The organism is Streptomyces sp. NPDC029164, assembly GCF_055563995.1.
The window spans coordinates 42,966-60,096 of the sequence record NZ_JBVHWW010000023.1; the positions used below are offsets into that span (position 1 = coordinate 42,966).

A 17,131-nucleotide genomic window follows, 5' to 3' on the forward strand; every position below is an offset into this window, starting at 1 on the left:
TCCACGGACGGCCGGGGGCTCGGCCGCGGCCCCCTCGACGACCGGCACCGCCCTGGCCTCGGCCGCACTCGACCACGCGGCGCGGCGCTGGTCCGCGGTCAGGGAGGGCGAAGCCCTCACCTGGCGTTGGTGACCGACGCCCCGCCGCACGGCGGTCCACGTGTGCGCGGACACGGCGGCCCACGGCAGTCACGCCAGTCGGGCGATCTCCCGTTCCACGGCGTCGAGTTCCCCCTCGCGGCCCATGCGTGTCAGCTGACTCTTGTAGCGGATGAGCGCGCCGACGAGCAGGTCTGCCCGGCCGGGCTCCATGGAGTACATGCGGCGGGCGGCGGAGACGGCCTCCGCGCGCAGGGCCAGGGCCGTCTCGGGCAGAGCGGCGAACTCCAGGCGGCTGTATTCGTACAGCGCCCGGGTCAACAGGGGCAGATACGCCAGCGGACTCACCTGGGCGAGCACGCGGTAGGCGGCGACCTCCTGCCGGATCGGCAGCGCCTGTGATCCGAGGAGGGCCACCCGGGCTCGGAGTACCGCGTCGTGACTGGGGTGTGCTGTGTGAGTCATGACGGTGATTCTCAAAGCCGCACAGGGGTCCGAACAAGACAATCCGGCTGTGCCCTTGGTCCTACGAAAATGCCGTCTGACCTGTCATGATGGTGACGTCTTCACCCCTGAGCCCCGACTCTGACGCTCCTTCAGCAACCGAGGAAGGACAGCCGGACCTGGCGCCGGGGGTTGTCCCGGTTGGTGTCCACCAGGGTGACGGACTGCCAGGTGCCCAGCGCGAGCGTTCCGTCGATCACCGGCAGCGTCGCGTGGGGCGGGACGATCGCGGGCAGTACGTGGTCCCGCCCGTGGCCGGGGGATCCGTGCCGGTGGAGCCAGCGGTCGTCCGCGGGCAGGAGGGACCCCAGGGCCGTCAGAAGGTCGTCGTCGCTGCCCGCTCCCGTCTCGATGACGGCGAGCCCGGCGGTCGCATGGGGCGTGAAGAGGTTCAGCAGTCCGCACTGCCCCCGTGCCACTTCCGCGAGGAAGGCTGCACAGGCAGCGGTCAGGTCGTGGACCGTCTCCCGGTCCCCGGTCGTCACGTCGATGGTGCGCGAAGCGAAGGTGTCGGCCATGGCCCCATCCTCACGCCGCGGCTCCCCGCAGCCGTGCAGCCACGGCGGTGTCGGCCGCCCGGCCGGGCCCCTACGATGATCACAGGGGACGCGGTCGGGAGGGGAAGCCGTCGGTGAGTCCTTCCGGTGTCAGTCGACGCCCAGCAGACGCCGCCGGTCATCGGGGCGGGAGGCGAAGTCGGCCGCGGCCGCGCGGTGCACGATGCGGCCCTTCTGCATGACGGCCACCTGCTGTGCGGCGGACAGGGCGAGCCCCAGGTTCTGCTCGACGAGGACGACCGTCATGCCCTGCGCGCTCACCTCGCGGATCACCTCGCCCACCTGCGCGACGATCGCGGGGGCGAGTCCGTCGGACGGTTCGTCGAGGAGCAGCAGCCGCGGATTGCCCAACAGGGCCCGGGCGATGGCGAGCATCTGCTGTTCGCCGCCGGAGAGCTGGTCGCCGCGGTGCCCCAGCCGCTCCCCCAGCCTCGGCAGCAGGTCGAGGATGCGCGCCCGGGTCCACGGCCCCCGCACGCGGCGCCGTGGCGCGGCGATCGCGAGGTGCTCCGCCACGGTCAGCGGTGCGAACACCCGGCGTCCCTGCGGGACGACGCCCACCCCGGCGCGGGCGATCACGTCCACCCGGGAGCCGCCGATCTCCCGGCCGTCGAGCTCGACGCTGCCCCCGTAGGGCCGGACGAATCCCATGACGGTCGAGATGAGGGTGGTCTTCCCGACCCCGTTGCGCCCGAGGACGGCGAGGGTCCCGCCCGCTTCGAGGTCGAGGTCGACGCCGCCCAGGACGACGCCGCCGGCGTAGCCGGAGCGCAGGCCGCGCACGCTGAAGAACGGTTTCACGTGGAGACCTCCGTGGTGCCCAGGTAGGCGCTCTGGACCTCGGCGGAGGCCCGTACCTCGTCCGGGGAGCCGGTGGTGAGGTGGTTGCCGAGGTGCATGACGGTCACGGTGTCGGCGAGTTCGAAGACCATGTCGAGGTCGTGTTCGATGAGGAGTACGGTCACCTCGTCGGGCAGGGCCGCGATCAGCCGGGTGAGCCGCTCCGTCTCCGCCGGCGACATGCCGGCGGCCGGCTCGTCGAGAAGCAGCAGCCGCGGTTCGGTGGCGAGGGCCACGGCGACCTCCAGCTGCCGCCGTTCACCGTGCGAGAGCTCCGCCGCCGGCACGTCGTGCCGGGTGGGGAGGCCGACGCGCTCCAGCAGCGTGCGCGCCCGCGCGGTCGCGGCGGCCCGGGCTCCGGCCTTCCGCCGGCCGCCGGGCCCCGTTCCGGCTCCGGCTCCTGCCCCGGTCCCGGCCCGGCGCAACGCGGCGAGCAGGACGTTCTCCAGCACGGTCTCCGGCAGGAAGAGGCTGGAGTGCTGGAAGGTCGCGGCGATGCCGAGTCCGACGCGTCGGTGCACGGGCAGCCGGGTCACGTCCCGTCCGTCGAGGAGCAGGGATCCGGCCGTGGCGGCCAGGGTGCCGGAGACGAGGCCGAAGAGAGTGGACTTGCCGGCGCCGTTCGGGCCGATGACGGCGTGGCGCGCGCCGGCGCGCACGGTGAAGCCCACGTCGTCCACGGCTCGGAAGGAGCCGAAGTGCTTCGAGACTCCGCTCAGTCGCAGGAGTTCGGGTGCGGGATCGGTCACGCCGTCCTCTTCCGGGTCGGCCTCGACGGGAGCCGTACGCCGGCCAGCCCGCGGGGCAGTGTGTAGACGGCGATGACGAAGAGCAGCCCGAGCAGCAGTGGCCCGCGCCCGGCGACGGCCTCCAGGTTCCCGAGGTGGTCGCGGGTGGTCCAGATCAGCGCGGCCGCGGCGCAGGTCCCCCACATCGAGCCCGAGCCGCCGATGACGACGGCCAGCAGCGCCAGGGACGCGATCTCGAATCCGGCGTCGCCGGGCGAGACGAACCGCTGTACGGAGACCCACAGCGACCCGGCGGCGCCGGCCAGCGCCGCGGAGCCGCAGTAGACGGTCAGGGCGTACCGCCGGGTGGGGTAGCCGATGGCCTTCATGCGGGCCTCGTTGTCGCGGATTCCGCGCAGGGCGAGGGCGAAGGGGGTGGAGCCGAGCCGGCTGACGGCCGCGAAGAGCAGCAGGAACACGGCCAGCACGTAGAAGTAGACCAGTCCGTCGAGCTCCAGCGCGGGCATGCCGGGCAGCGGGACGACGGGCGGGATGCCGGACATGCCGTCGCTGCCGTTGGTGAGCGTCTTCCAGTTGACCGCGGCGCTGTACGCGATCTCGCCGACGGCCAGCGTCAGCATCAGGAACACCACGCCGCGGGCCCGCACCGCGAGCCATCCGGTCGGCACGGCCACCAGCGCGGAGACGGCCGCGGCGATGAGGAGTTGGAGTGCGCCGATGCCGGTGAGCCGGGTCGCGACGATCGCCCCCGTGTAGGCGCCGACGCCGAAGTACGCGGACTGGCCGAGGGTCGGCAGTCCGGTCAGGCCGGTGAGCAGGTTCACGCTCAGGGCGAGCAGGGCGAAGACCAGGACCCGGGAGAGGGTGCCGATGGCGTACGAGCCGAGGAGGAAGGGGGCCAGGGCGAGTGCGGTGACCACGGCGGTGACCAGCAGTCGCCGGGTGGTGGAGCCCGGCCGTGCCGAACCGGACGTCGACCTTGCGGAGTGGCTCATGTGCGCACCGCCGACGCGACCAGGCCGTGCGGGCGGACGACGAGTACCAGGAGCATGGTGCCGAAGAGGAGGAAGGGCGCGTACTCCGGGAGCAGGGCCACGCCGAGCGTCTGGACCTGGCCGATGAGCAGGGCGCCGGCGAGTGCGCCGCGCACGGAGCCGAGACCGCCGACGACCACGACGACGAGCGAGAGGACGAGCACGCTCTCGTCGACGCCCGGTCCGGGTCCCAGGATGGGGGCGCCGAGGACTCCGCCGACCGCTGCCAGGGCCGCGCCGGACGCGAAGACCCCGTAGAGCACCTTGCGGATGTCGACGCCCTGGGCGCGGACCATGTCCCGGTCCGCGACGGTGGCCCTGACCAGGGCTCCGAGCGAGCTGCGTTCGAAGACGAGGTACACGACGGTCGCGAGGCAGGCGGCGACGCCGATGAACACGAGCCGGTACACGGGATAGGTATGGCCGAGGAGGTCCACCGTCCCGCGGAGCGAGGTCGGCGGATCGGTGGGGAGCACCTCGCCGCCGAAGGCGGCGGCGAGGAGGTCGGCGACGATGAAGGTGATGCCGAGCGTGAGCACGGCCTGGTCCAGGTGTCCGCGCCGGGCCAGCGGCTGGGTGAGCGCCGTCAGCGCCGCTCCCCCGAGGGCGCCCACCAGGGCCCCGGCCGCCAGGGCGAGGAGGAGGCCCGGCAGGGTCCCGTCGGAGAGCGCGTAGGCGGTGTAGGCGCCCGCGAGGTAGAGCGTGCCGTGCGCCAGGTTGAGGACGTCCATCATGCCGAAGACCAGGGAGAGGCCCACCGCGATCGTGAACAGCAGCAGTCCGAAGGCGATTCCGTCGACGACGCTGACGACGTTGCCGTCCAGCCATCCGCCCATGTCAGCCGCCCAGTCGGCCGAGGTCGCCGGCGACGGTGTTGGCACCCTGCCGGACCTCGCGCAGGTACCAGGGCTGCTCGGGGGTGCCGCCGCTGTTGAACCGCCAGGTGCCGCGCGGGCTGTCGATGTCCCCCACCGTGGCGATGGCGGCGTTGACCGTTTCCGGGGTCACGGCGCCACCGGCCGCCCTGATCGCCTTGTCGAGGACCTGCGCCGCGTCCCAGGAGGCCATCGCGTAGGTGGTCGGGTCGGCCCCGTAGGCGGTGCGGTAGGCCGGCGCGAACTGCTTGTTGGCGGCGTTGTCCAGGTCGGCGCTGTAGTTGAGCGCGGTGAGGATGCCGTCGGCCGCCTCTCCCTGGCCCTTCAGTACGCCGCCCTCGGTGAGGAAGCCGGGCGCGTAGAGCGGGATCCTGCCGGCCAGTCCGAAGTCCCGGTACTGCTTCACGAAGTCGACGGCCGCGCCGCCGGCGTAGAAGCAGAAGACGGCCTTGGCGCCGGAGTTCTCGATCTGCGCGAGGTAGGGCTGGAAGTTCTTGGTGGCCGGGAACGGGGTGTAGACCTCCTCCCCCGCGATCTTGCCGCCGGCGGGGAGGAAGGTGGACTTGAAGCCCTCGATCTCGTCCTTGCCCGCCTGGTAGCCCGCGGCGACGAGGAAGACCGGGCCGCCGGCCTTCTCGGCGACGTACTTGCCCAGGGCCCTGCCCGGCTCGTCGTTGACGTAGGAGGTGCGCCAGACGTACTGGGTGCCGGTCAGGGTCGTCGGTGAGGCGTTGGAGCCGACGAGCGGGACCTTGCTGGTCTCGAAGAGGTCCTTGACCCCGTTGATGGTGGCCGAGCTGACCACCCCGCTGACCGCGAGCACCCGGTCCTGCTTGACGAGCTTCTCGGCCGCCGCCTTGCCGGAGTCGGCGGTCTCCCCCTCGTCGGCGACCACGATCTGGACCTCGCGGCCGCCGAGCTTGCCGCCGTGCTGGGCGATGTAGAGCTCGAAGCCCTGCTTCATGTCGTCGCCGAGCGCCTTGTAGGTCCCGGACTGCGGGACCAGGAGCCCGATCTTCACGGGCCCGCTCTGCTTGTTGCCTTCGCCGTTGCCGAGGCTGGCGCCGCCGCATGCCGTGGCCAGCAAGAGGCCGGTGACGGCGGTGATCAGACCTGCGGGGCGAAACCGACCTGCCATGGGGACTCCGTACGTTGTGACCCGGCCCGGCCCTGGCGGACCGGATGGTGCCGATGGGGTGCGGGAAGGGACGGCGGGGTGGGGGAGGTGACACGTGTCTATCGCGCTTCAGCGACGCACGTCAATAGTTCGCAAGATATGTACGGCGGATGCACCGCAGCCCTTGACCCGGGTCTCCGGTATGCCGTAGCACTGACCCTCGTCATTTTCACGCCATGCCACTCACGGCAGCGGGGCCCCCGATACGTCAGGAGTGAAGCACCATGACCGACGATCCATCGCGGCGCAAAGTCCTCAGGAACAGCGGGGTGTTGGCCGGCGCCGCATTCCTCTCCGGCCTCCCGGGCGGCCACCCGGCGCAGGCCGCGCCCCGGGCGAACGAGCCCTCGCCCGTCGTGGAGCTGCCCGCGGGCCGGCTGCGCGGAGTCATCGAGGGCGGGCTCGCCGTGTTCAAGGGCGTGCCCTACGCGGCGCCCCCCGTCGGCGCCCTCCGATGGCGGCCCGCGCAGCCGCACCCCGCATGGCAGGGGACGCGCGAGGCGACCGCCTTCGGCCCGAGCGCACCACAGCCCTACCAGGAAGGGGCCGCCGGGCCGCTCGGCAACCACGGCGCGCCGCCGTTCAGCGAGGACTGCCTCACGCTCAACGTCTGGACCCCCGCGGCCGATGCCGCCAGGCGCCCCGTGCTGGTCTGGATCCACGGCGGCGGCTTCATCTCCGGTTCGGGTTCACTGCCCAACTACTCCGGCGATACCTTCGCCCGCGACGGCGATCTCGTCGTCGTGACCCTCAACTACCGTCTGGGACCGCTGGGATACCTCTACTTCGGCGAGGACGGCGCCGGCGGAAACTTCTGGTTCACCGACCAGCTCGCGGCGCTGCGCTGGGTACGGGACAACATCGCGAGGTTCGGCGGCGACCCGGACAACATCACCCTCGCCGGGCAGTCCGGCGGCGCCTTCTCGGTGGCGGCGCTCGCCGGCGCCCGGCCCGCCGGCCGCCCGCTGTTCCGGCGGGCCATCCTGCAGAGTCCGCCGCTCGGGCTGCAGATCCCCACCCGGGCGGAGTCGCTCCAGCGCAGCGCCGCCTATCTCGAGATCCTCAAGGTGCGGGACGTGGCCGCCGCGCGCGCCGTGCCCTGGCCCCAGCTGGTCGCCGCCACCTTCGAGATGTTCGGGCGCACCGAGCAGTGGGGGTACTGGTCGACCCCCTACCTGCCGGTGATCGACGAGGGGACGCTGGACCGCAACCCGGCCGACCTGCTGCTCAGCGGCCCCGGGGCGGACATCGAGGTCCTCATCGGCTGGACCCGGGAGGAGGCCAACCTCTCCTTCGCGCTCAACCGGGCCTACGCCGACGTGACCAAGGACCAGGTGCTCGCGAGGGTGCGGAACACCTTCGGAGCGCGGGCGGGCGAGGCCTACACCGCGTACGAGGAGGCCCGGCCGGGTGCCCGCCCGCTCGACGTGCTCATGGACCTGGTCGGCGACGACCTGTTCCGCATGCCGGCCGTGTCGCTGGCGGAGCGGCGGGCGGCCCGGGGGCGGCCGGTCTGGGCGTACCAGTTCGACCTGCCGACGCCCGCCTACGACGGCCAACTGCGGGCGGCGCACTGCCTGGAGCTGCCGTTCGTGTTCGACAACTTCGACAAGTGGTCGCAGGCGCCGTTCCTGGCGGGGCTGAACCCCCGGGTCCGTGACGGGCTGGCCTCGACCATGCACGCGTCCTGGATCTCCTTCATCCGCACCGGCGACCCCCACCACGCCCCCATGCCGAAGTGGGCGCGCTACGAACGGGGTTCGCGCACCACGATGCGGCTGGACTCGGTCACCTCGGCCGTGGACGACCTCGCCGGATACTGGCGGCGCCTGCACCAGCCGGCCGGGCGCTGAACGGCGCGAGCCCGGGCCGAGCGGTCTCCCGGAGCAGGACCCGGCCGGGAGGTCGCATGCGGCGGGGCACTAGAGCGTTCCGGGACCGGGGGGCTCCTCCGCCAGGCCGGTGACCTCCTGTACGTGGCGCAGCCCGGGCGTGGCCAGTACGTCGTTCAGCTGCTGGAAGATCTGCCGTGCGGCGACGGCGTTCCAGTCGGCGGGGAGCAGCTCGGCGGGCAGACCCGGGTCGAGGTAGGGCAGGCGGCGCCACTGGGTGAGCATCGGGACGTAGGCGCGGAAGGCCTCGGCGCCGTCGATCTCGCGCTGCTCGGTCAGCTGCGCGGCGAGGGGTCCGTAGGCCTGGGTGAAGCCGGCGTACTGCTCCTCGATCGCGGGGAAGTCCCACCAGGAGCTGACGGTCTCGGGCAGCTCGCTGAAGGCGGCGTAGTCGGCCGCGAAGAGGTGTACGTAGTCGCTGAGTCCGAGGCGGACGAGCATGTCGCGGGCGTCGCCGAGCAGGCGGCCGGGTGCCAGCCACACACCGGGGGCGATGTTGCCGAAGCCCAGCCAGGTCAGCCGGGTGCGCAGCTGGTAGCGGTACGACCGCTCGGACTCCGGCACGGAGAAGACGGCCATGGCCCAGCCGTCGCTCAGCTTCGCCGGTTCCAGGCTGCCGAAGATGCGGCGGTCGCCCTCGTCGAAGACGGGCTGGGCGGCCGGGCTGAGCCGGTACCCGGTGGCGCCGCGGCGTTCCGGTTCGAGGACGCCCTTCTTCTTGAGCCGGGAGATCGCCGAGCGCGCCGCCGGGCCGTCGACGTCCAGTTCGGACATCAGGGTGACCAGGTCGGCTACGGAGATCCAGCCTCCGAGGCGTCGCAGGAACGCCCCGTAGACCGTGTTGATCAACGAGCTGGGCCTGAGGGGACTGTCCGCCATGATCGCCTTCCGTCGTATGCGGTCGCGATCCTACCGAGCCGCGCGAACGGGGCGGCGTCCAGTCCCGGCCCCTCCCGCCCTCTCCCGCCCTCTCCCGCCCTGTCCCGCCCTGTCCCGCCCTGTCCCGCCCTGTCCCGCCCTGTCCCGCCCTGTCCCGCCCTTGCCGGGCCCGGCGCGCCTCGGGGAGGCGGCCGGGCCCGGGCGAGGCTCGGGGGTCAGAGGCGCGCGGCCCGTTCGAGGCGGCCGAGGTCCACGAACTTGAAGTCGGTGTCGGTGCGGGCCTCCCCGTCGGGACCTGTGGTCCCGGGGGTGTTGGCGCCGTCCTGGACGACCAGCAGGCCGTTCGGGAACTTCGTGCCCAGCGGCGCGCTGGTGACGGCGGCGCCGTCGCACTCCTGGGACCCGTCGGGCGCGCCGGGCCGGGTGCCCGCCGCGATGCGGAAGCTGCGGACGTACGCGTTGCCGCGCTCGCGCTCGAAGACGGCGAAGGTGTCGTCGCCCTGGCTGGAGGCGAGCAGGTAGCCGCCGTGGCCGGGGTGCTCGGGGTCGCGCCAGATGGTCAGGCCCTCCACGTCGGCGGAGACGTGCCGGCCGCCGAAGCCGGGGTCGGCGCCCGCGTCGCATTCCTCGGTGCCGGGATTCCAGGTGCCGGGCACCCCGAAGGAGCGGACCTTCTCGATCAGGCGGGCGGGGGAACGCAGGTCGGCGTCGAGCTTCCAGATGCCGACGTCCTCCTGGCCCGCGTACAGGTCACCGGTGTCCGGATCGATGACCATGCCCTCGAGCTGCGGGAGTTCGCCCGGTTCACCGCACGGGGTCCACGCCTTCCCGTCGGGGAGGGTGAAGGAGGACGGCAGCGAGGTGGTGCGGACGGTGCGGTAGCCGACCTTCCCCTGCGCGTTGGGCAGGAGTTCGGCGAGGGCGAGGGCGGTGGCGTGGCGCCGGCTGGTGACGGCGAAGGAGCGGCCGTTGCGGCGGTCGGTGTACGCGGCCAGGCCGTAGACGGTGCGCTGGTCGTTGACCTCGTCCTGGTCGGCGGAGAAGACCCGCGGGGCCGCCGACTCGTCGGTGACGTCGACCAGCGGGGCCGAGGGCCGGCGGGGATCGATCCGGTAGACGCGCAGCTGGTCGCGGCCCCGGTCGGAGACGACGGCCACGTCGTGGCGGCCGCCGCCGGGGAAGCGGAGCCCGGTGATCAGGTCGACGTTGTTGAAGCGCCCGGGTGCGTCGCCGTCCCGCGGCGGCGGCGGGGCCGGCAGCGACTGCACCTGGCGTCCGTCCAGGTCGTACACGCGCAGGCCGCCCTCCTTGGCGGTGGCGATGACCAGACTGCGGTTCGGGTCCTTCTCGTTGCGCCAGATCGCGGGGTCGTCGGCGTTCGCGTTGCCGCCGGCCTCGTCGTCGAACAGGGAGGGCGTCTCCAGGGAGGCCTGCACCTGGGGCAGCGACGGCGGCGCGCCGTGGTCACCGCGGGCGTGCGCCGGCCCGGCGACCACTCCCAGGGCCACGAGGGTCGCCACTGCCACGACCGGTGTCCGCCTTCTCCTGATCACGCTCATCCTGCCTCCTGCTCATCGTATGGGGTGGGGGGCCTGGCCGCGGTGCGAACCCCTGGGGGTGCTCCTGGGCCGGCGCCACCACCGTGGTCCACCCGCGAGTGGCCGCCATGGAGCGGACATGACGTGCACATGACCGAGCTGTGAAATCCCCGCAGCCGGGCGGCTTTCTTAGCGGAACGTTAGATCTGCGTGCCGGAGCTTGTCCGGGTACAACGGCCGACGCATGCTCGGGACACTTCCCCGCCACCGGGGCATTTCTCCCTCTCCCCTCGGGGACATCCGTCAGGAGCCGCCATGCCCGCGTCCGCCGTCATGCCCGCTTCACCACCCGGGGACGAGCGCAAGAAGCGCCGTCTCGCCCTGATCGGCGGGTCGCTCGGCAATCTCGTCGAGTGGTACGACTGGTTCGTCTACGCCAGCTTCGCGATCTACTTCGCCGACTCCTTCTTCCCCGGCGACAATCCGACCACGCAGCTGATGAACACGGCGGGCATCTTCGCCGTCGGCTTCCTGATGCGCCCCGTCGGCGGGTGGATCCTCGGCCGCGCCGCCGACCGGCACGGCCGCAAGAGCGCCCTCACCCTCACCGTCACGATGATGTCGGTGGCCGCCCTGCTGATCGCGGTGGCCCCGACCTACGGGCAGGCCGGCTACTTCGGCGCTCTGGTGCTGCTGCTCGCGCGCCTGCTCCAGGGGATGAGCATCGGCGGCGAGTACGCGGCCAGCGCCACCTACCTGACCGAGGCCTCGGCCCGCGACCGGCGCGGCCTCGGCTCCTCCTTCCAGTACGTGTCGATGACCTGCGGCCAGCTGCTCGGCCTGGGCATCCTGATCACGATGCAGCACACCCTCACCACCGCACAGTTGGAGAGCTGGGGGTGGCGGATCCCCTTCGTCCTCGGGGCGTTGTTCGCGGTGGTCGTCTTCTGGCTGCGGCGCCGGCTCCAGGAGACCGACGCCTTCAAGGAGGAGTCGGCGGGCGAGGACGCCCACGACGACAGCACCCGCGGCACGCTGAAGGCCCTGTGGCTCTACCGGCGGCAGGCCGGTCTGGTCATGGCGCTCACCCTCGGCGGCACCGTGGCCTACTACACGTACACCACCTACCTCACCAAGTACCTGGTCGGCAGCGCGGGCATGCCGAAGACGACCGCCACCCTGGTCAGCTTCACCGCTCTGACGCTCTTCGCCGTGCTGCAGCCCTTCGCCGGGATGCTGTCCGACCGGATCGGCCGCCGCCCGCTGCTGATCACCTTCGCCGTGGGCTGCACCGTGGGCACGTACCCGATCATGACCGCCCTCGGGTCGGCGTCCTCCTACTGGTCCGCGCTGGGCCTGTCCCTGCTGGCCCTCGTGATCATCACCGGGTACACCTCGATCAACGCCGCGGTGAAGGCGGAGCTGTTCCCGACCCGGGTGCGCGCCCTGGGCGTGGCGCTGCCGTACGCGATCGCCAACGCGCTCTTCGGCGGCACGGCGGAGTACGTGGCGCTGTGGTTCAAGAACAGCGGCCACGAGAAGACGTTCTTCTGGTACGTCTCCGGGTGCGCCCTCGTCTCCCTGGTGACGTACGTCCTGATGCCGGACACCCGCAACGCCGCGCTCAGCCGCGCCGAGGCCGAGTCCGACGCCGGCGTCGTTTCAGGTGCCGGTGGCGGTGCCGGTGGTGGTGCCGGTGGTGGTGCCGGCTCCGGTGAAGCACCGGAGCGTCCGGCCGCGGCTCCCGTAAGCTGAGCCGACCGGGGTCACAGGTCGCGAGGGAACTGTCTATGCACGCGCTTCTCGTCGAGGACGACGACCGGATGGCACGGGCCCTCGGCACCGCCCTCGCCCAACGCGGGCACACGGTGCGCCGGGTGGGCCGCGCCCTGGACGCCCTGCGGTACGTGCACGAGGTCGGGTTCGTCCTGCTGGACCTGGGCCTGCCCGACCTCGACGGGCTCGAACTGCTGCGGCGGCTGCGGGCGGTCTGCGACGCGCCCCTGATCGTGGTGACCGCGCGCTGCGAGGAACGCGACATCGTGCAGGGGCTGCGGGCGGGCGCCGACGACTACGTGGTCAAGCCGTTCCGGATGGCCGAGCTGATGGCCCGTATCGACACCGTACGCCGCCGCACCGACGCGCGGTCCGGCCGTTCGGGCGCCCACCCCGCGCACCCGGCCGACCCCGGCGGTGCCGGCGGCTTCGGTGGCCGGCCCGTGCGCACCGGAGACGTCGAGGTCGACCTGGCGGGCCGTACCGTCACCGTGGCCGGCGTCGAAGTACGGCTGACCCGGCGCGAGTTCGATGTCCTCGCCTTCCTCGCCGCCCGCCCCGACGAGGTCCATTCCCGCGAGGTGATCCTGGACCGGATCTGGGGGGACGTCTTCCTCGCCGCCTCCCGCTCCCTGGACGTGCACGTGGCGGGCATCCGCGCCAAGACCGGCCGCTCCCACCTGGTCCGCACGGTCCGCGGGTTCGGCTACCAGCTCGGCTCCCCCACCGCCCCCGCGCAAGGGGACGGCGCGCGGTGAGGCGCAGGCTCCTCGCCGTGCTGATGGTGCTCATGGGGGCCGCGGCGCTGCTGCTCTGCGTTCCCCTGGCCGATGCCTACGCGCGCGGCCGCACCGAGCACCTGCTGCTGCAACGGCGTTCGGAGGCCGTACGGTTCGCCGATCTCGCCGACCGGATGCGCACCGCCGCGGACCGGGCGGAGCTCTCGGCCGAGATCGGCCGGTACGCCGAGCTGTACGGAGCCGCGGTGGTGGTGGTCGACACGGCGGGAGAGACCGTCGCGCGGGCCGGCTCGGGGCCCGCTTCGCAGGCCGCCACGGACGCGGGCGCCGACGCCGACACCGCCTCGGGCGCCCCCTCCGCCGCGGCGGACGCCCGTCGCCGCGCCCTCACCGGCCGCTCCACCGACCGGCTGCCCACGCTGCGCCCGTGGGGCCCGCGGACCGTCGTGCTCGCCGAGCCGGTGGGCCGGGACGAACGGGTCAGCGGGGCGGTCCTGCTGGCCGTTCCCACCGACGCCGCCCGCCGGGACGTCGCGGTCCGCTGGTCGCTCATCGCCACCGGGGCGGTCGCCGCCTTCGCCGCGGCGGCCATGGTCGCGGCGGGGATCGCGCGCTGGCTGATGCGCCCGCTCCTCGATCTGGACCGGGCGGTGGAGCGGTTGACCGCGGGCAGCCTCCGGGCGCGGGCCGTGTCCGACACCGGCCCACCGGAACTGCGGCATCTGCGACAGCACTTCAACGCCATGGCGGAGGCCATGGCCGACTCCATGGGCCGCCAGCGCGACTTCGTCGCCGACGCCTCCCACCAGCTGCGCAATCCGCTCGCCACCCTGGTGCTGCAACTGGAGAACGTCGAACCGCACATCGCTCCCGGTCCCGGCCTCGCCGAGCACAGCCGCGCCCTGGACGAGGCGGAGCGCCTGGAGGAACTCCTCGACGGTCTGCTGTCCCTCGCGCGGGTGGAGTCCGGCACGGCGGAGCCGGGCCATCAGGACGTGGCACAGGCGGTACGGGACCGGGTGACGGCCTGGACCCCGGTCTTCCGCGCCGCGGGACTGCACCTGACGGCCACCGGCCTGCCGGAGGAACTGCCGGCGCGGGCGCTGCCCGACGCGGCGGGCCGCATCCTGGACTCGCTCCTCGACAACGCGGTCAAGTTCGTGCCGCGCGACGGCCGTGTCGAGGTGCTCGCCGTACGGGCGGGCGACGGAAGCGCGGTGGTCCGGGTCACCGACGACGGCCCGGGCGTGCCGGAGGACCAACTGGCGCTGCTGCTCCGGCGTTTCGCCCGGTCCCCCGAGCACCAGAACGTGCGCGGCAGCGGGCTGGGCCTGGCCATCGCCGACGAACTCGCCCGCGGCAGTGGCGGCCGGCTGGAGGTCCGCGGGAACGTGCCGCGCGGCCTGGTCGTCGAGCTGCGGCTGCCGGCCCGATGACCGCTCAGCCGTACACCGACCGGTAGTAGGCGACGGCCCCCGGGTGGAGCGGCACCTCCCCGGTGGAGATGGCGAACCGGGGCTCCAGCCGCGCTCCTGCTGTGACCTCGCGCAGCAGGTCACGCCACTGCCGGAACACGACATGGAGCAGGGCGCGAGCGGCGCCCTCCGGCAGGTCCGCGCGGGCCAGGAGGTAGTTGCCGACGCCGATGGTCGCGACCGGCTCCGTGAGCCCGTACACCCCGGCCGGCAGGGTGACCGCCGAGTAGGCGGGGGCGTAGCGCTCCCGCAGTGCGCCGACGTAGCCGTCGAGCGGCAGGAAGCGCAGTGGCAGCTCGCGCGCCAGCCCCGACAGCGCCGGCGTGGGGACGCCGCCGGACCAGAACAGCGCGTCGACCGTGCCCTCGCGCAGGGCCTCGACCGAGGCGGCGAGGCCCAGGCTCCGCCCGCGGGCCGGCGCGCGTCCGTCGCTCAGCCCGGCCGCCCGCAGCACCCGTTCGGCCACCACCTGCACGCCCGAGCCCTCCGCGCCGGCCGCGACCGGACGTCCGGCGAGGTCCTGTACCGCGCGCACCGGCCCGTCCGCCGGGACGAGCAGGTGCGTGTAGTTCACGTAGACCCGGGCCAGCGCCGTCACGGCGGCCGGCCGGGAGAACGACTCGCGCCCCAGTGCGGCGTCCTCGGCCACGTCCGCCATGGCCAGCGCCAGGTCCACGGAGCCTTCGTCCAGCTGCCGCAGGTTGTCCACGCTCGCCGCGGTGCTCACGGGCACGATCTCGACGGGCCGGCCGCTCGCGGCGACGGCCTGGGCCAGGGCCTTCCCGAAGGCGTTGTACGGCCCGCCCTCCGGCCCCGTCGCGAGCCGCAGCCGCCGTACCGGGCCCGCGTCCCCCGAGCATCCGGCCAGCGCCGCGGCGAGCGCACCGACCCCGGCGGCCAGCACCCCTCGGCGGCTGCTTCCCCTGCTGGTCACGGCCCAAGCCTAGGCCCTGTCGCCGTAGTGGCGGACGGCGGCTTCGCGGGCCGGCATGGCAGAGTCGTCCCATGGTCACTTCGATACCCGGACCGCGCCGTTGCCGCGCCGCGGCCGCTCTTCTCCTGGGCGCCGCCCTGTCCCTGGCCGGCTGCGGCGAGCGCCGCGGCACGGATGCGACTCCCGGCGCCCCGGCCCCGCTGCCGAATACCGCCACAAGCGCGAGCGCGAACCCCAGCGCCTCCGGCGCCTCCCCCTACGTGGAGCCCGGGGCCGGCGACGGCGCCCCGCACTACGGGGACAACAACGCCCACCGCCGCTCGGGCGAGATGTCCCCCGCCAGTGCTGAGGACGCGCGGAAGGAGGCCGACCGGATCGAGCCCGTGCTCAAGCGGCTCTGGGAGGCGGGCACATGGGACCTGCCGAGCGTGCGGGCGGCCCTGCAGCCGCTCGGGTACGAGGAGGAGCGGACCGGGCCGAAGGGCGAACGGCTCGGCGGAACGATCAGCATCCGGGAGATGGAGCCGCGCTTCCAGGCCGACCACTACGTCACGCCCGAGGGCACCCGGGTCGGGCTGCGGGTCCACGACGACGCCTGCGTCACGGCGTTCGTGCAGAAGACCAACTACGAGGTGAAGACGAACGGCCCGTACATGGAGAGCGGCTGCTTCGAACCGCCCTTCGGCCACTGACGGCGCCGGCCCGTGCCACCGGCCGCCCCAGCGAGATGACGGTCATCGCCGAGGGTGAGGGCGAGGACGTCCGCTCGGTGCGCGTCGGGGGCGGCGTCGCCTTCGTCGCGGAGGGCAGGCTGAGCGAACTGCCACCGGGGTGAGGACCTGCCGACCTCGGGGAAGAGTACGGCGGCGTGGGCCATTCAGGGCGACCGCCGTGTGTCGGCCCTCCAACGCGGGGCGGGGCTCCTACCTTACCGGAGGTGTACGTTCCGAATCTGCGAAAGGCATCGCCGTGAAGCGAACCGTCCGTACCACCTCCCGCGCCCTGGCCGTCCTCGCCGCCGGCACCATGCTCGGCCTGTTCGCCGCCGCCGCGCCCGCGGCCGCCGACTCGGGCCCGACGTACGTGTTCGTCATCGGCAGCAACATCGTCCAGTCGGCCCAAGACGACATCTTCAACGCCGGACGCGACAACACGGTCGGCTCTCACAACGGGGAGACCGCGGCCACGTCCGTCTCGGCCTTCGAGTCCATGCCGATGATCGACTGGGCCGAGACCTTCTGACCGAGAGGTCGACGGGCCTGAAAGGCCCTAACAGAAGCTGATGATCATGTGGCTTTCGATCAGGGTGGTCGCTGATGGAGCCGTTGCTGCCTGAGCCGGCACCGAAGCAGGCCGAGGGCATACCGCGGGTGCCGGACCGGCAGGCCTTGTGCGGGATCCTGTTCGTCCTGCATACCGGTATCCAGTGGGGTCGGCGTATGGGGCCAGCTGCAACCTGGTGCCGCTGGCCCAAAAGTGGTCCCAGCCCGGTCGACCCCGCACGGCCGGGCACAAGCTCCTGCTGCGAGTACTGCTCCTCCGCCACGCATGCCTTCGTCTTCAGGCTCTGTCATACCGGTGATGTCGTCAGCTTCGCCGAGGCTCCACCATCACGGCCCTTCCCATGCGCTTGCCCTGCGCGTCGAAGACACCGATCCGGACCGCGTCCGTGGCACGCTGAGGCCACTGCGTATACGCCTCTCCGATCGCCTGGGCCTGCGCGTCGGGGTCGTCCTTCTTCGGGTTCAGGTCGGTGTGGATGTAGGCGTACACCGCTTCTCCCTCCACCACGCGCTGCACCGCCTTCACGTGGCTCACGACGGACCAGTCCGAGTTGTTTTCGGAGGCTGCCCATGCCTTGAAGAGTTCGCCGTCCCTGGCCTCGTCCTGGTGGTAGAACCCGTGGGGCTGAGGTGTGAGACGGTCGGGTACGGCGAGGTCTCCCTTCGGATGGGCCTCCAGTGAGCATCCGGCCAGTCCAAGGAGGGATGCGGTCAGCAGCAGACGGCGGGTGATCAAGGCGGGCTCCTCGGGTGCAGGAAGGGGAGAGCCCCACACCGTA

The 17,131-nt window shown here is 72.8% G+C and carries 17 protein-coding genes and 1 pseudogene; 7 read left to right on the top strand and 11 right to left on the bottom strand.

The genetic code is table 11. The features are described from left to right. Nucleotides 1-189: 189 nt before the first annotated feature. From ACZ4VT_RS22430 to ACZ4VT_RS22460, 7 genes are all read right to left on the bottom strand, one after another. Nucleotides 190-564, bottom strand: a complete 375-nt coding sequence (locus tag ACZ4VT_RS22430; protein ID WP_467952056.1) for a hypothetical protein — start codon at nucleotides 562-564, stop codon at nucleotides 190-192. 131 nt (nucleotides 565-695) lie between these two features. Further along, a complete protein-coding gene (locus ACZ4VT_RS22435; RefSeq protein ID WP_467952058.1) occupies nucleotides 696-1,121 on the bottom strand; it encodes a YjbQ family protein in 426 nt (141 codons plus the stop codon). Between the two features lie 129 nt (nucleotides 1,122-1,250). Further along, a complete protein-coding gene (locus ACZ4VT_RS22440) occupies nucleotides 1,251-1,961 on the bottom strand; it encodes an ABC transporter ATP-binding protein (protein WP_467952059.1) in 711 nt (236 codons plus the stop codon). Continuing rightward, nucleotides 1,958-2,749, bottom strand: a complete 792-nt coding sequence (locus tag ACZ4VT_RS22445; RefSeq protein WP_467952061.1) for an ABC transporter ATP-binding protein — start codon at nucleotides 2,747-2,749, stop codon at nucleotides 1,958-1,960. Before ACZ4VT_RS22445 ends, ACZ4VT_RS22440 begins: the two co-directional genes overlap by 4 nt. Beyond that, complete coding sequence (locus ACZ4VT_RS22450) at nucleotides 2,746-3,744, bottom strand: branched-chain amino acid ABC transporter permease (RefSeq protein ID WP_467952063.1); 999 nt, start codon at nucleotides 3,742-3,744, stop codon at nucleotides 2,746-2,748. Before ACZ4VT_RS22450 ends, ACZ4VT_RS22445 begins: the two co-directional genes overlap by 4 nt. Further along, the gene (locus ACZ4VT_RS22455; RefSeq protein WP_467952065.1) at nucleotides 3,741-4,619 is read right to left on the bottom strand and encodes a branched-chain amino acid ABC transporter permease; all 879 of its coding nucleotides are present in this window, start codon (nucleotides 4,617-4,619) and stop codon (nucleotides 3,741-3,743) included. Before ACZ4VT_RS22455 ends, ACZ4VT_RS22450 begins: the two co-directional genes overlap by 4 nt. 1 nt (nucleotide 4,620) lies before the next feature. Continuing rightward, nucleotides 4,621-5,796 (bottom strand): ABC transporter substrate-binding protein, encoded by a 1,176-nt coding sequence (locus ACZ4VT_RS22460; protein ID WP_467952067.1) that lies wholly within the window; start codon nucleotides 5,794-5,796, stop codon nucleotides 4,621-4,623. Between the two features lie 263 nt (nucleotides 5,797-6,059). Here ACZ4VT_RS22460 and ACZ4VT_RS22465 point away from each other — a divergent pair, with 263 nt between their 5' ends. Next, the gene (locus tag ACZ4VT_RS22465; protein WP_467952069.1) at nucleotides 6,060-7,688 is read left to right on the top strand and encodes a carboxylesterase/lipase family protein; all 1,629 of its coding nucleotides are present in this window, start codon (nucleotides 6,060-6,062) and stop codon (nucleotides 7,686-7,688) included. Between the two features lie 69 nt (nucleotides 7,689-7,757). On the opposite strand, the gene ACZ4VT_RS22470 is transcribed toward ACZ4VT_RS22465, so the two are convergent. Continuing rightward, nucleotides 7,758-8,606 (bottom strand): PaaX family transcriptional regulator, encoded by an 849-nt coding sequence (locus tag ACZ4VT_RS22470; protein WP_467952071.1) that lies wholly within the window; start codon nucleotides 8,604-8,606, stop codon nucleotides 7,758-7,760. Between the two features lie 215 nt (nucleotides 8,607-8,821). Next, nucleotides 8,822-10,165, bottom strand: a complete 1,344-nt coding sequence (locus ACZ4VT_RS22475) for a phytase (protein WP_467952073.1) — start codon at nucleotides 10,163-10,165, stop codon at nucleotides 8,822-8,824. A 312-nt stretch (nucleotides 10,166-10,477) separates the two neighbouring features. Here ACZ4VT_RS22475 and ACZ4VT_RS22480 point away from each other — a divergent pair, with 312 nt between their 5' ends. From ACZ4VT_RS22480 to ACZ4VT_RS22490, 3 genes are read left to right on the top strand one after another with little or no spacing between them, the layout of a single operon-like run. Beyond that, nucleotides 10,478-11,899: an MFS transporter gene (locus ACZ4VT_RS22480; RefSeq protein ID WP_467952198.1), complete on the top strand. Its 1,422-nt coding sequence runs from the start codon at nucleotides 10,478-10,480 to the stop codon at nucleotides 11,897-11,899. A gap of 35 nt (nucleotides 11,900-11,934) precedes the next feature. After that, complete coding sequence (locus tag ACZ4VT_RS22485) at nucleotides 11,935-12,678, top strand: response regulator transcription factor (protein WP_467952074.1); 744 nt, start codon at nucleotides 11,935-11,937, stop codon at nucleotides 12,676-12,678. Beyond that, a complete protein-coding gene (locus ACZ4VT_RS22490; RefSeq protein WP_467952075.1) occupies nucleotides 12,675-14,096 on the top strand; it encodes a sensor histidine kinase in 1,422 nt (473 codons plus the stop codon). Before ACZ4VT_RS22485 ends, ACZ4VT_RS22490 begins: the two co-directional genes overlap by 4 nt. Nucleotides 14,097-14,100: 4 nt before the next feature. Here ACZ4VT_RS22490 and ACZ4VT_RS22495 read toward each other — a convergent pair whose 3' ends face one another. Further along, entirely contained in the window at nucleotides 14,101-15,069 is a 969-nt protein-coding gene (locus tag ACZ4VT_RS22495; RefSeq protein WP_467952077.1) for a TAXI family TRAP transporter solute-binding subunit, read from the bottom strand. A gap of 71 nt (nucleotides 15,070-15,140) precedes the next feature. On the opposite strand from ACZ4VT_RS22495, the gene ACZ4VT_RS22500 reads away from it, so the two are divergent. The 3 genes and pseudogenes from ACZ4VT_RS22500 to ACZ4VT_RS22510 all read left to right on the top strand — a co-directional run. Further along, complete coding sequence (locus ACZ4VT_RS22500; protein ID WP_467952078.1) at nucleotides 15,141-15,761, top strand: hypothetical protein; 621 nt, start codon at nucleotides 15,141-15,143, stop codon at nucleotides 15,759-15,761. A gap of 277 nt (nucleotides 15,762-16,038) precedes the next feature. Next, nucleotides 16,039-16,311: a hypothetical protein gene (locus tag ACZ4VT_RS22505; RefSeq protein ID WP_467952080.1), complete on the top strand. Its 273-nt coding sequence runs from the start codon at nucleotides 16,039-16,041 to the stop codon at nucleotides 16,309-16,311. A gap of 74 nt (nucleotides 16,312-16,385) precedes the next feature. After that, nucleotides 16,386-16,499: pseudogene (locus ACZ4VT_RS22510) on the top strand (transposase); the annotation flags it as partial. Between the two features lie 157 nt (nucleotides 16,500-16,656). Here the strand turns inward: ACZ4VT_RS22510 and ACZ4VT_RS22515 are convergent. Next, a complete protein-coding gene (locus tag ACZ4VT_RS22515; RefSeq protein ID WP_467952206.1) occupies nucleotides 16,657-17,088 on the bottom strand; it encodes a hypothetical protein in 432 nt (143 codons plus the stop codon). Nucleotides 17,089-17,131: the final 43 nt, after the last annotated feature.

Bases quoted from the DNA above. Each gene is read 5' to 3' on its own strand.
- ACZ4VT_RS22475 (WP_467952073.1), bottom strand. From the start codon at position 10,165: ATGAGCGTGATCAGGAGAAGGCGGACACCGGTCGTGGCAGTGGCGACC.
- ACZ4VT_RS22485 (WP_467952074.1), top strand. From the start codon at position 11,935: ATGCACGCGCTTCTCGTCGAGGACGACGACCGGATGGCACGGGCCCTC.
- ACZ4VT_RS22430 (WP_467952056.1), bottom strand. From the start codon at position 564: ATGACTCACACAGCACACCCCAGTCACGACGCGGTACTCCGAGCCCGG.
- ACZ4VT_RS22460 (WP_467952067.1), bottom strand. From the start codon at position 5,796: ATGGCAGGTCGGTTTCGCCCCGCAGGTCTGATCACCGCCGTCACCGGC.
- ACZ4VT_RS22450 (WP_467952063.1), bottom strand. From the start codon at position 3,744: ATGAGCCACTCCGCAAGGTCGACGTCCGGTTCGGCACGGCCGGGCTCC.
- ACZ4VT_RS22470 (WP_467952071.1), bottom strand. From the start codon at position 8,606: ATGGCGGACAGTCCCCTCAGGCCCAGCTCGTTGATCAACACGGTCTAC.
- ACZ4VT_RS22435 (WP_467952058.1), bottom strand. From the start codon at position 1,121: ATGGCCGACACCTTCGCTTCGCGCACCATCGACGTGACGACCGGGGAC.
- ACZ4VT_RS22455 (WP_467952065.1), bottom strand. From the start codon at position 4,619: ATGGGCGGATGGCTGGACGGCAACGTCGTCAGCGTCGTCGACGGAATC.
- ACZ4VT_RS22465 (WP_467952069.1), top strand. From the start codon at position 6,060: ATGACCGACGATCCATCGCGGCGCAAAGTCCTCAGGAACAGCGGGGTG.
- ACZ4VT_RS22480 (WP_467952198.1), top strand. From the start codon at position 10,478: ATGCCCGCTTCACCACCCGGGGACGAGCGCAAGAAGCGCCGTCTCGCC.
- ACZ4VT_RS22500 (WP_467952078.1), top strand. From the start codon at position 15,141: ATGGTCACTTCGATACCCGGACCGCGCCGTTGCCGCGCCGCGGCCGCT.